Origin of the sequence: Burkholderia sp. SJZ089 (assembly GCF_007828315.1) — a bacterium.
Taxonomy (GTDB): Bacteria; Pseudomonadota; Gammaproteobacteria; order Burkholderiales; family Burkholderiaceae; genus Burkholderia; species Burkholderia gladioli.
The window spans coordinates 281,249-293,272 of sequence record NZ_VIUM01000009.1 but is presented as its reverse complement, the minus strand read 5'-3'; the positions used below and the strand labels follow the sequence as shown (position 1 = coordinate 293,272).

At 68.6% G+C, this 12,024-nt stretch carries 9 protein-coding genes and 1 pseudogene; 6 read left to right on the top strand and 4 right to left on the bottom strand.

Features of this window, described 5'->3' with window-relative positions; translation table 11 throughout:
- The 3 genes and pseudogenes from FB600_RS19115 to FB600_RS19105 form a co-directional block, all read left to right on the top strand.
- A pseudogene (locus FB600_RS19115) lies at positions 1-111 on the top strand (electron transfer flavoprotein subunit alpha/FixB family protein); the annotation flags it as partial.
- On the top strand, positions 101-1,003 hold the full coding sequence (locus FB600_RS19110) for an HpcH/HpaI aldolase/citrate lyase family protein (protein WP_261383419.1): 903 nt from the start codon (positions 101-103) through the stop codon (positions 1,001-1,003). The pseudogene FB600_RS19115 and the gene FB600_RS19110, both read left to right, overlap by 11 nt.
- Before the next feature lie 124 nt (positions 1,004-1,127).
- Complete coding sequence (locus FB600_RS19105; protein WP_096749225.1) at positions 1,128-1,571, top strand: hypothetical protein; 444 nt, start codon at positions 1,128-1,130, stop codon at positions 1,569-1,571.
- A gap of 76 nt (positions 1,572-1,647) precedes the next feature.
- On the opposite strand, the gene FB600_RS19100 is transcribed toward FB600_RS19105, so the two are convergent.
- From FB600_RS19100 to FB600_RS19085, 4 genes are all read right to left on the bottom strand, one after another.
- Complete coding sequence (locus tag FB600_RS19100; RefSeq protein ID WP_096749224.1) at positions 1,648-3,048, bottom strand: MFS transporter; 1,401 nt, start codon at positions 3,046-3,048, stop codon at positions 1,648-1,650.
- Between the two features lie 101 nt (positions 3,049-3,149).
- Positions 3,150-4,328, bottom strand: coding sequence for a CaiB/BaiF CoA transferase family protein (locus tag FB600_RS19095; RefSeq protein WP_145757172.1), 1,179 nt, complete (start codon positions 4,326-4,328; stop codon positions 3,150-3,152).
- Positions 4,329-4,341: 13 nt separating this feature from the next.
- Positions 4,342-5,502 carry an acyl-CoA dehydrogenase family protein gene (locus FB600_RS19090; RefSeq protein WP_047837776.1) on the bottom strand — a complete coding sequence of 387 codons (1,161 nt, stop codon included), beginning with the start codon at positions 5,500-5,502 and terminating at the stop codon, positions 4,342-4,344.
- 59 nt (positions 5,503-5,561) lie between these two features.
- The gene (locus FB600_RS19085) at positions 5,562-6,428 is read right to left on the bottom strand and encodes an acyl-CoA dehydrogenase (protein ID WP_145757173.1); all 867 of its coding nucleotides are present in this window, start codon (positions 6,426-6,428) and stop codon (positions 5,562-5,564) included.
- 158 nt (positions 6,429-6,586) lie between these two features.
- Between FB600_RS19085 and FB600_RS19080 the strand changes: the two genes are divergently transcribed.
- The 3 genes from FB600_RS19080 to FB600_RS19070 all read left to right on the top strand — a co-directional run bounded on the left by FB600_RS19080 (position 6,587) and on the right by FB600_RS19070 (position 11,993).
- On the top strand, positions 6,587-7,540 hold the full coding sequence (locus tag FB600_RS19080) for a LysR substrate-binding domain-containing protein (protein WP_013697669.1): 954 nt from the start codon (positions 6,587-6,589) through the stop codon (positions 7,538-7,540).
- 93 nt (positions 7,541-7,633) lie between these two features.
- Positions 7,634-8,530, top strand: a complete 897-nt coding sequence (locus tag FB600_RS19075) for a MurR/RpiR family transcriptional regulator (RefSeq protein ID WP_046575733.1) — start codon at positions 7,634-7,636, stop codon at positions 8,528-8,530.
- Between the two features lie 247 nt (positions 8,531-8,777).
- On the top strand, positions 8,778-11,993 hold the full coding sequence (locus FB600_RS19070; protein WP_145757174.1) for a type VI secretion system Vgr family protein: 3,216 nt from the start codon (positions 8,778-8,780) through the stop codon (positions 11,991-11,993).
- The last annotated feature ends 31 nt before the right edge of the window (positions 11,994-12,024 follow it).

The following is a 12,024-nucleotide window of genomic DNA, read 5'->3' as shown; positions in this document are numbered from 1 at the left end:
GTGATCGTGGCGATCAACAAGGACGAGGAAGCGCCGATCTTCAGCGTGGCCGACTACGGCATCGTCGGCGACCTGTTCACGGTGGTGCCGGAGCTCACCGATGCGCTCTGAGATCGACACCTTCCCGCGGCCGCCGCAAGCAGGCACGCGTGACGAGGCGGGCGCGGCGGCGGTGCCGGCGCAGTCCTATCTGTTCGTGCCCGGCAATCGTCCCGAGCGTTTCGAGCGCGCGCTGGCCAGCGGCGCGGACGCGGTGATCGTCGATCTGGAGGACGCCGTCGAGCCGGCCGCCAAGCCGGCCGCACGCGAGCAACTGGCCGGCTGGGTGTCGCGCGGCCGGCCGGTGCTGGTGCGCATCAACGCTCGCGGCACGCCCTGGTTCGAGCAGGATGCCCAGCTCGGCGCGCTGGACGGCGTGGCCGGCATCGTGCTGCCGAAGGCGGAAACGGCGCAGGACGTGACGGCCGCGATCGCGCTGGCGCGGCGGCGCGTGCCGGTCTACCCGCTCGTGGAGAGCGCGCTGGGCATCTGGAATGCCATCGAGATCGCGCGGGCGCCGTATGTCAGGCGCCTGATGTTCGGCACGCTCGATTTCATCGCCGAGATGGGCATGAGCGACGACGGGGTGCCGCTCAATCCATATCGCGCGCAACTCGCGCTGGTGTCGCGCGTGGCCGGCATCGAGCCGCCCGTGGACGGCGTGACGCCCGACGTGCACGACGTGGCGCGCATCGAGCGCGATGCGGTGAACGGCAAGCTGCATGGCTTCGGCGCCAAGCTCTGCATTCATCCGAAGCAGATCGAGGCGGTGCATCGTTGCTATCGGCCCGCCGAGCAGGAGATCGACTGGGCGCGGCGCGTGATCGAGGCGGCGCGCGAGGCCGGCGGCAGCGCCGTGATGCTCGACGGCCGGATGGTGGATCGGCCGGTGGTGCTGCGTGCCGAACGGATTCTCGCGCTGCACGCGGCGACGGCAGTTTCGGCGAGCGGATCGTCGGCGTGATCGCGGGTTGCCGGCGAGTTCGTGAGCGGCTCGCCGGCACCCGGGCCATCGACGATGGATGGCCTGGAAGTACGATCCGGCCGGCGAGGTATAGTGGCGCTTTCCCTCGTCGGAAATCATCCCCATGCTGACCTATGCCATTCAAAAAACCGGCTACGACTACGCGCAGCTGGACTCGCAAGGCAATACGGATTTCGACGGATTCATCGAGGCACTCGAGCGCTTCCCCTGGAGCGAGCAACTGGCGCGCTGGAACGAGGTGCAGGACGGGCCGCTGCCGGCCATGGTGCTGAGCAACGAGGCGGACCGGCGCGAGCTGTGGATCAGCGCGCTGGGCGCCGGGCTGGCCGACAGCTTCCAGCTCAATGCGGTGGCGATGCGGGAGAAGAAAGCCTTGTTCGGCCTGGGCAAGCCGAAGCTGGATCGTGAGGTCACGAGCTTCGAGGTCTATGCGCGTGCCGATGTCGATCGGCTGTGCCGATTGTTTTGCAATGCACAATATGCCGATCTGGATCGGGAAGTGGCGAAGCTCGCCGAACTCGATCGTGATGCGGATGACGATCGCTAGCCGGGCGGATCCGGCATGATTCGAAACGAGGACGGCCCGACATCGCGTCGGGCCGTTTTTTTTGAAGCTCGTGCGCTCAGCGCCCGTCCGCGGCACCGGCCACCGCCGCGGCCTGCGCGGCACTGCCATCCGCCGCGTCGCCCGGCGCGATGTCCTCCAGCGCCTGCCGGCTGGTCTCGACGCGCAGCACCGCGATTGCCACGCACAGCACCGCCAGCACCAGGCTGACCATCGAGATCACGCCCGACACGCCGAAGCGCTGATAGAGCAGCAGGGCGAGGTAGGGCGTCACGATCGAGGAGGCGCGCCCGGCAGTGCCGGCAACGCCGGTGCCGCGCAAGCGCACCTCGGTGGGGAACAGCTCGGGGATATAACCGAACAGCCCGAGCGTGGTGATCGTGTAGAGCGCGCTGACCAGCCCGAAGCCGACCACCACGATCGCGGTGGCGTCGCGCAGCGTCACGTAGATCCAGCCCAGCGCGATGCTGATCAGCGAAGCCACCACGATGCTGCGCGCGCGGCCCCAGCGGTCGGCCACCACGTAACCGATCAGGCCGCCCACCGGCGAGCCGATCGACATGAAGAACACGAAGCCGAGCGATTTCACCACCGACAGGCCCTCGGCGACGAAGAAGGTCGGCAGCCAGGCGACGAAGCCGTACAGGCCGACGTTGACGCCGATCGCGGTGAGTGCGGCGACCAGCAGGCGGGCGCGCATGTCCGGCGCGAACAGCCGCGAGATCGGCACCTTGCCGACGTTCAGGCTGACGGCGCGCTCGACCGGCGGCAGCTCGCCATGTTGCGCGCGCACCTGTTGCTCGATCGAGGCCAGCGTCGCCTCGGCCTCGTCGAGCCGGCCGACCGACTCGAGCCAGCGCGGCGATTCCGGCATGCGCTTGCGCAGGAACCAGACCACCAGCGCACCGATGCCGGCCAGCGCGAACATGTAGCGCCAGCCGAGGTGCGGGATGATCCAGTAGCCGGCCGCGAGCGCCGCGAACAGGCCGCTGTTGGTGATCACGGCCAGCAACGAGACCCACTTGCCGCGCGTGGCCGGCGGCACGAATTCGGCCAGCGTGCCGGCCGCCACCACCAGTTCCGCGCCCAGGCCGATGCCCATCACCAAGCGCAGCACGATCAGCCATTCGATGCTCGGCGCGAAGCAGGCCGCCAGCGAGGCGAGCCCGAACACGGCCAGGTTGAGCTGGTACGAATAGCGCCGGCCGAGCCGGTCGCCCAGGTAGCCGGCCGCGAAGGCGCCGATCATCATGCCGATGAAGGTCGAGGACACGAAGATCGCGCCATGGCGCAGGTCCGTGAAGCCTTCCTTGACCATCGAGGCCACCGCGCCGTTGGCGAGGTAGATGTCGAAGGCGTCGAGGAAGGCGCCGCCGGCGATCAGGCCGAGGATCTTCCAGTGAAAGCGCGATATCGGCAGGCGGTCGAGCCGGCCGGCGGCATTGATGGTGCGGGTCATCGAGGGTGTCTCCGTTGTAGCGCCCCGGCTCGCCGGGGCGGGCGGGGCGTCGTCTTGTCGTGGATTGGTGATGCGTTCGCTGGATCGGATGGGCGCTGTCGCTAGACGGCGCCCGAGCCATGCAGTCGTGCGATGCCCGCCGCGTCGTAGCCGAGCTCGGCGAGGATCGCGTCGGTGTGTTCGCCGAGCGCGGGCACCGGGTCCATGCGCGGCGCGTCGGCGGCGCTCAGGCCCGGCGGCAGCAGCGCCGGGATCTCGCCGGCCGGCGTGCCGACCATCGTCCAGCGCTGGCGCGCGGCGAGCTGCGCGTGCTGCCAGACCGCCTGCATGTCGTTCATCTGCGCATTGGCGATGCGCGCCGTGTCGAGCCGGTCGAGTACCTCGCGCGCGCTCAACGCGGCGAAGGCCTGCTCGATCAGCGCGCTCAGTTCGGCGCGATTCGCCACGCGCCGGCTGTTCGAGCTGAAGCGCGCGTCCTCGGCCAGCGCGGGCTGGCGGATCACGCTCTCGCAGAAGCTCTGCCATTCGCGCTCGTTCTGCAGCCCGAGGATCACCGTGTTGCCGTCGCCGGCGCGAAACGGTCCATAGGGAAAGATCGTGGCGTGCGAGGCGCCGGCGCGCTGGGGAGGATTCTGGCCGTCGAAGGCGTAGTAGAGCGGATAGCTCATCCATTCCACCGTGCTTTCCAGCATCGATACGTCGATGTGCCGGCCGCGGCCGGTCCTGCCGCGCGCGAGCAGCGCCGCGAGGATGTTCGAGTAGGCGTACATGCCGGCGGCGATGTCGGACACCGAGCAGCCGGCCTTGGCGGGCTGCTCCGGCGAGCCCGTCACCGACAGGAAGCCGGCCTCGCTCTGGATCAGCAGGTCGTAGGCCTTGCGGTCGCGATAGGGGCCGTCCAGGCCGTAGCCGGAGATATCGCAGACGATCAGGCCGGGGTAGCGCTCGCCCAGGCTCGCGTAGTCGAGCCCGAGCCGTTGCGTGGCGCCGGGCGCGAGGTTCTGCACGAACACGTCGGCCTCGGCCAGCAGCCGGTGCACCACCTCGATCGCTTCGGGCTGCTTGACGTCGAGCGTCAGGCTTTCCTTGGAGCGATTGGTCCAGACGAAGTGCGAGGCCAGGCCCCTGACGCGCTCGTCGTAGCCGCGCGCGAAATCGCCGACGCCGGGCCGCTCGATCTTGATCACGCGCGCGCCGAGATCGGCGAGCTGGCGCGTGCAGAACGGCGCGGCGATCGCATGCTCGAAGGTGACGACGCGAATCCCTTCCAGTGGCAGCATGACAGGCTCTCCCTCAGAACGAGCGCGGCAGGCCGAGGATGTGCTCGGCCACGTAGGACAGGATCAGGTTGGTCGAGATCGGCGCGACCTGGTAGAGCCGCGTCTCGCGGAACTTGCGCTCGACGTCGTACTCGCAGGCGAAACCGAAGCCGCCGTGGAATTGCAGGCAGGCATTGGCGGCTTCCCAGGAGGCGTCGGCGGCCAGCAGCTTGGCCATGTTGGCCTGGGCGCCGCAAGGCTCGTGGGCGTCGAAGCGGCGGGCGGCCTCGAAGCGCATCAGGCTGGCGGCCTCGACGTTGATGTAGGCGCGCGCGATCGGGAACTGCACGCCCTGGTTCTGGCCGATCGGTCGGCCGAACACCACGCGGTCCTTGGCGTATTGCGAGACCTTGTCGACGAACCAGTAGCCGTCGCCGATGCACTCGGCCGCGATCAGGGTGCGCTCCGCGTTCAGGCCGTCGAGGATGTAGCGGAAGCCCTGGCCTTCCTCGCCGATCAGGTTCTCGGCGGGGATCTCGAGATTGTCGAAGAACAGCTCGTTGGTCTCGTGGTTGACCATGTTCGGGATCGGCTGCACCGTCATGCCCCGGCCGATCGCCTCGTGCAGGTCGACGATGAAGATCGACATGCCCTCGCTCTTCTTGCTGACCTCGGCCAGCGGCGTGGTGCGCGCCAGCAGGATCATCAGGTCGGAATGCTGGACGCGCGAGATCCACACCTTCTGGCCGTTCACCACGTAGCGGTCGCCGCGGCGCACGGCGGTGGTCTTGATCTTCGTGGTATCGGTGCCGGTGGTGGGCTCGGTCACGCCCATCGACTGCAGGCGCAGCTCGCCCGAGGCGATTTTCGGCAGGTAGCGGTCCTTCTGCGCGGCCGAGCCGTGGCGCAGCAGGGTGCCCATGTTGTACATCTGGCCGTGGCAGGCCCCCGAGTTGCCGCCGTTGCGGTTGATCTCCTCCATGATCACCGAGGCTTCGGTCAGGCCGAGCCCGGAGCCGCCGTATTCCTGCGGGATCAGGGCGGCGAGCCAGCCGGCCTTGGTCAGCGCGTCGACGAATTCGGCGGGGTAGGCGCGTGCCTCGTCGATCTTGCGGAAGTACTCGGCGGGAAATTGGCCGCACAAGTCGCGGATGGCATCGCGGATGTCCTGGAAGGCGTCGGTGGTGGCGTTCATCGATTGAGTGGGTTCTCGAGGTCGGGAAACAGGCTGGGGATTTCGATACGAGGCGCCGCTCAGGCGAGCGTCGCGCTGGCCGACATGGTCAGCCAGCCTTCGTGGTCCCTGGCCCAGAGTTCGAGCGTGCAGCCGTCCTCGGCGCGGCGCCCGCAGACGGTGAAGGACTGGCCGGCGAAGGTCGGGCGCAGCGCCTTGTAGCGGTACTCGCGCACCACGGCATCGGGCGCGAAGCGGGCCGCCGCGTCGAGCAGCAGGGTGGCGATCAGCGGGCCGTGCACGACCAGGTCGGGATAAGCCTCGACGCCGCGCGCGTAGTCGCGGTCGTAGTGGATCCGGTGGCCGTTGAAGGTCAGCGCCGAGTAGCGGAACAGCAGCGCTTCGGAGGGCGAAATACCGCGCTCCCAATCAGCGTTCCCGGGCGCGGCGAGCGGTGCCGGCATCGGCTGCGCCCCGCCGGGGCGCGCGGCCTCGCGATAGACGATGTCCTGTTCCTCGCGGATTACCGGCGCGGCGCTGCCGGCCACGCGGATCTCATGCAGCACCGTGACGAAGGCCAGGTGCCCGCTGCGGCCCGATTTCCGCTCGATCGACAGCACCCGCGATTCGCGCGAGGCCTCGGCGCCGATCGGCAGCGGCGCGGCGAACCGGAGCCGCCCGCCGGCCGCCATCCGGCGCGGCAGGCCGAGATCGGGCAGGAAACCGCCGGTGGCGGCATGGCCGTCCGGGCCCAACGCCGCTTGCGGCGCGACCGACCAGAAATAGAGCCAATGCCAGAGCGGCGGCAGCGGATCGCCAGGGGCGGGGCGCGTGTCGAGATCGAGCGTGGCCGCCAGCGCGGCGGCCGGCGCGGCCGCGATGCGATCGCTGGCGGTCTGGACGGGGTGATCGGCGGCGTTCGGCGTGGCGCGATGATCGGGTGACATCGTGGGTCGTCTCCTGCTGGGCTTCTGCCGGGACGCGACGAGCGCATCCGGCTTCGAATGCAAGGACTGTAGAAGAATGCGGCGGGCACCGGAAATACCGATTGAATGTGCCGGGCATAGGGGTATCCTATGACCGCTTCCGCCTCCCGCATCGCACCATGGATATCCGCCAGCTTCGCTACTTCGTCAACATCGTCGACTACGGCAGCCTCGGCAAGGCCGCCGAGATGCTCTACGTGGCGCAGCCCTCGCTGAGCCAGCAGATCGCCAAACTGGAAGACGACCTGGGGGTGCAGTTGCTGGTCAGGAGTCCGCAAGGCGTGAAGCCGACCGCCGCCGGGCAGGCGCTCTATCGGCATGGCCGGCTGGTGCTGCACCAGATGGAGCAGTTGCGGCAGGAGGTGCGCGAGGGCGTGGGTGCCGAATCCGGCACGGTCGCGATCGGCTTTCCCACCACCATGTCGGCGATCCTCGCGATGCCGGTGTTCGAACGCGTGCGCGCGCGTTATCCCGGCATCCGGCTGCAGTTCTTCGAGAGCATGAGCGGCTACCTGAACGAGCTGCTCGCCAACGGCCGGCTCGATCTGGCGATCCTGTTTCGCGATACCAATACGCCGGGCATTTCCACCGTGCCGTTGTTCGACGAGGAGCTGTGCCTGATGGGCGAGCCCGAAGGCATGTCGGCGCGCGCGCGCAACTGCACGCTGGCTTCGCTGGCCGGCGTGCCGATGGTGGCGCCCGGCGCCTCGAACGGGCTGCGCGTGCTGCTGGAGCGGACCTTCGCGCGCGAGCAGGTGCCGCTCAACATCATCGCCGAGGTCGATTCGCTGCCGACCCTGCTGGCGATCGCGCAATCGGGCGCGGCCTGCACCATCCTGCCCTCCGTATCGGTGGCCTCGCGCGCGGCGGCCGACCGCCCGAAGATGCGCCGCATCGTCGACCCGCTGATTCGCCGGCCCGGCAGCCTGTGCTGGCCGAATGCGCTGCCGGTCAGCTCGGCCTCGCTGGCGGTGCGCCATGTGATCGGCGAGCTGGTGGTCGAGTTGTGCGAGAGCGGGCAGTGGACCGGGATCGAGTTGCGCGAGCCGCCGGCGCGCCCTGCCGCGGTTTGAGCTCGTCGATGGCGACTGCCCGAAGCCGTGACGAGGCGTGGCCGGCCCTGTTGCTAGAATGGCGCCACACGATAACGACCCGCCCGCCACCGTATGCCATCTTCCCGACCCGCCGCCGCCGGCACTGAGCCGGACAGCGGGCGCCGCACGCCCGAAGCGTTGCTGGCGGACATCTCGGCGCAATTCGCCTCGCTCAGCAAGCAACTGAAACTGATCGCCCGCCATGTCGAGGCACATCCGGGGCGCGTCGGCCTGCAGGGCGTGCAGGAGGTGGCCGACGATTGCGGCGTGCAGCCCTCGGCCGTGGTGCGCTTCGCCAAGCATTTCGGCTTCTCGGGTTTCTCCGAGATGCAGCGCCTGTTCCGCGACGCGATGGTGCGGCGCGTGGCCCCCGACCTTAGCTACCAGTCGCGGATCCGCGGCATCATCGAGCGCGGCGGGCGTCGCAAGACCAGCGAACTCGCCGGCGAATTCCTCGAGGACAGCATCGCCGGCATGCAGCAACTGGCGGCCTCGCTCGACGCGGCGGCCTTCGATCGCGCGGTCGAGCTGTTGGCCGCCACCGACGCGATCTGGCTGGCCGGCGTACGCCGCTCGTTCCCGGTGGTGGCCTACCTCGACTATGCGCTGCAGCACACCGGCAAGCGCATCCAGCTCGTCTCCGGACTCGGCGGCATGCAGGCGGGGCAGTTGCGTTCGCTGCGCGAGGGCGAGGTGCTGCTGGCCGTGTCGTTCGCGCCGTATGCACAGGAGACGCAGAAGATCGTCGAGGACGCGCTGCAGCGCGGCGCGAAGCTGATCGCGATCACCGACAGCCGGCTCAACGCGCTGGCCAGCGGCGCCGACGTGGCCCTGCTGCTGCAGGAATCGGATACCTTCGGCTTCCGCTCGCTGACCAGCACCATGGGGCTCGCGCAGAGCCTGTTCATTGCGCTGGCTTATCGGCTCGAACTCGCCTACGAACCGGCTCCGGCGATTCAGAAGGATTGATCGGGAGCGATGGACCTGAGACGAATCGGCCGGCTCCAATCAGAATAAATTACACGGCCCGATTTATAACTTTCAATTGTTTCGGTATTAATTGCGAGCAGTCGGATCGATTATCTAATCCGGAAACGTTAACTCGTGTGTGCCGGGCCGGGACGACGCACCAATGCCGATTCGCCCGGTTACAATCGTCAGTCGATTGAGCAGACGCTTTCCGAGAGCGCTGAAATAAGAAGAAGGGCGAACCACCATGAACGTGCAGGATATCGCGGGGGCGATGCAGGCCGGCGTGATTCAACAGGACCGGCTCGTAAAACTCGATACACCGCTTGGGGCTGACAAACTGGTCGTGCAACGTGTGATCGGGCGTTCGACGCTCGGGCGCGATTACGGCTTTACGCTGGACGTGGTGTCGTCGGACGACGATATCGCCTTGAAGAGCCTGATCGCGCAACCGGTCACGCTGTGGATCCAGCAGGCCGACGCGAGTTACCGGCCGATCCAGGGGCACGTGTTCACCGCGCGCCGGCTCGGCGCCGACGGCGGCCTCACCACGTATCAGCTGGACGTGCGCGCCTGGCTGCACATCCTGCATTTCCGGCGCGACCAGAAGATCTGGATCGACAAGAGCGCCGACGCGATCGTCACCGATATCTTCAACACCCATCCCGAGGCGCAGGGCCGCTTTCGCTTCGCGCTCTCGCAGCCGCTCGCTAACCGCTCCTACACGCGGCAGAGCGAGACCGACTGGAACTTCGTGCATCGCCTGTTCGAGAACGAAGGCCTTTACGGCTATTGGGAGCAGGGTGCCGACGGCAAGTCGCACACGCTGGTGGTGACCGATACGATCACCTCGCTGCCCGAGCTGGCGCCGAAGACCGTCAACTTCGCGCGCCTCGCGACCGGCGCCGAAACCGATGCGCTGACGCAATGGTCGGGCACGCGGACCCTGCAGAGCGCGACCCTGACCACGCGCAGCTTCGACTACAAGAACCCCGCCGCGCCCGCCAATCCCAAGGGCACGCTGACGCCGACCATGGGCAACCAGGGCGCGCTGCCCGACCAGCTCGAAGTCTACGAATACACGGGCGCCTATACCTTCGGCGACCAGCAGCATGGCGACAGGCTCTCGCAGATCCGCATGGAGGAATGGGAGTCGCGCGCCAAGCGCTTCCACGGCGGCGGTGCCGCTCGTGCGCTCGATGCGGGGCGCCGCTTCACGCTGGCCAATCACCCCGTGCATGACGGCGATCCCGCCTCGCAACGCGAGTTCGCGACCATCGAGGTGGCCTGGTGGATCGAGAACAATACGCCGGTGACGGGCGCGGCGCATTTCCCGCACAGCCTCGAGGCCGAACTCGCGCAGGTGCGCGCGGCCGAGGGCGGCGCGGCGGGGCAGCTCGCGCATGCCGACGGCTCGATTGGTTTCTTCCGCGTCGAGGTCGAGGCGCAGCGCAGCAACGTGCCGTATCGCAGCCCGCTCGAACATCGCAAGCCCGAGATGCACCTGGAGACCGCGATCGTGGTCGGGCCCGATGGCGAGGAGGTCTATACCGACGAGCTGAACCGGATCCGCGTGCAGTTCGTCTGGGATCGCGTGAATCCCGCCGACCAGGGTGCCTCGACCTGGGTGCGCGTGGTGCAGTCCGATACCGGCGGCGGTTATGGCGGCGTGCATTTGCCTCGCATCGGCGAGGAAGTGTTGATCGACCACATCGGCGGCGATTGCGACCGGCCGCTGGCCGTGGCGCGCGTCTACAACGGCCAGGCCACGCCGCAATGGCACAGCAACGGCATCCTGTCGGGATACCGCTCGAAGGAGTATTCGGGCAGCGGCTACAACCAGATGGTGCTGGACGACGCGACCGGCCAGAACCGCGTGCAGCTGATGAGCAGCAGTGCCAACAGCATGCTGCACCTGGGCTATCTGATCGACCAGAGCGGCAACTCGCGCGGTGCCTATCTCGGCAGCGGTTTCGACCTGCGTACCGACGATTACGGCGCCGTGCGCGCGAGCCAGGGCCTGTATGTCAGCACGCATCCCAAGGGGAGCAGCAGCCAGCCGCTCGACGTGCAGGAGACGCAGCAGCAGCTGGTGGGCGCCGAGAGCCTGGTCGAATCGCTGTCGGAGGCGAGCGTCCAGCACCAAGCGGAAAGCCTGCAGGACGCGCATGACGCGATGCGCGAGCTGACCGATGCCACGCAGAACAGCGTGAGCGGCGCCGGCGCCTCGGGCGGCAACACCGCCGGCGGCGGCACCGGCAACGCCAACGCGTTCAAGCAGCCGGTGTTGGTGTTCGGCAGCCCGGCCGGCATCGGCCTGTCCTCGCAGCAATCCGCGCATCTGGCCGCGACCCGGCATGTCAACCTGGTGAGCGGCCAGAGCACCCACGTGGTGGCCGGCAAGTCGCTGATCGCGAGCATCGGCGAGAAGCTGAGCCTGTTCGTGCAGAACGCCGGCATGAAGCTGTTCGCGGCCAAGGGCAAGGTGGAGATCCAGGCGCAGGACGACAACGTCGAGTTGACCGCGCAGAAGACCGTCAAGATCCTGTCGGCCACCGACCGGATCGAACTGGCCGCCGACCAGGGAATCCTGCTGACCAGCGGCGGCGGCTATATCCGCATCGCGGGCGGCAACATCGAGATCCATACGCCGGGCAAGGTCGATGTGAAGGGGGCTTCGCACGTCTTCGCCGGGCCGGCCAGCAAGGGTTATCCGCTGCCCTCGGCGCGGCCCGACCAGCCTGGGCAGCTCGAGCTGCTGCATCAATATGCGAACGGCTCGGCCGTGAAGGGCGGTTTGTTCTCCGTGCTCGATGCGAATGGCGGCGTGCTGCGCCAGGGCGCGCTCGACGCGAGCGGCAAGGCGGTGGTCAGCGGGCTGCCGCCGGGCGTGGTGCAGGTGGTGTTCGGCAAGGACCCGCGTTCGCAGGGCGACAAGGCCAGCGAGTTCACGCTGCCGACCTGGCCGTCGGCCGAGGATGCCTCGGCGGCCGGCGCGAGCGCCACCGCGCAATCGCAGCTCGGTTCGCTGCTGCCTTCGGCGAGTTCGATTGCGTCCCTGGCATCGGTCGCGAAGGCGGCCGGTTCGGTAGCGGGGGCGGCCGGCGCCGCGTCGGCCGGCGGTATCGGCGGCGCGCTGGGCGCGGCCGGCTCGCTCGCTTCGGGCGGGCTGGGTGGTTTGGGCGGCTTGGCCGGCGCGGCGGGAGGCGCCGGTGGTGCCGGCGGTGCGTTGAGTAGCGTCGCGGGGCTGGCGGGATCGGCGATGTCGGGCGGTGCCTCGGGGTTGACCGGCGCTTTCGCTTCGAAGGGGCTGGGGGCAGCGCAGCAGGCCTTGACGGGCGCCTTGCCCGCGGGGGCACAGGGCGCGCTCGCGCAGGCCGGCGCGCTGAAGTCGACCGCGCAGCAACTCGGTGGACTCGCGCAGGGCGCGCGCGGCGCGGCCGCCGCCTTGAAATGGGTCTGACACGCGCCTGATCGTGCACCTCGCCATTCCG

Excerpts from the sequence above, each read along its gene's own strand:
- FB600_RS19110 (WP_261383419.1), top strand. The coding sequence starts at position 101 with ATGCGCTCTGAGATCGACACCTTCCCGCGGCCGCCGCAAGCAGGCACG.
- FB600_RS19105 (WP_096749225.1), top strand. The coding sequence starts at position 1,128 with ATGCTGACCTATGCCATTCAAAAAACCGGCTACGACTACGCGCAGCTG.
- FB600_RS19100 (WP_096749224.1), bottom strand. The coding sequence starts at position 3,048 with ATGACCCGCACCATCAATGCCGCCGGCCGGCTCGACCGCCTGCCGATA.
- FB600_RS19095 (WP_145757172.1), bottom strand. The coding sequence starts at position 4,328 with ATGCTGCCACTGGAAGGGATTCGCGTCGTCACCTTCGAGCATGCGATC.
- FB600_RS19090 (WP_047837776.1), bottom strand. The coding sequence starts at position 5,502 with ATGAACGCCACCACCGACGCCTTCCAGGACATCCGCGATGCCATCCGC.
- FB600_RS19085 (WP_145757173.1), bottom strand. The coding sequence starts at position 6,428 with ATGTCACCCGATCATCGCGCCACGCCGAACGCCGCCGATCACCCCGTC.
- FB600_RS19080 (WP_013697669.1), top strand. The coding sequence starts at position 6,587 with ATGGATATCCGCCAGCTTCGCTACTTCGTCAACATCGTCGACTACGGC.
- FB600_RS19075 (WP_046575733.1), top strand. The coding sequence starts at position 7,634 with ATGCCATCTTCCCGACCCGCCGCCGCCGGCACTGAGCCGGACAGCGGG.
- FB600_RS19070 (WP_145757174.1), top strand. The coding sequence starts at position 8,778 with ATGAACGTGCAGGATATCGCGGGGGCGATGCAGGCCGGCGTGATTCAA.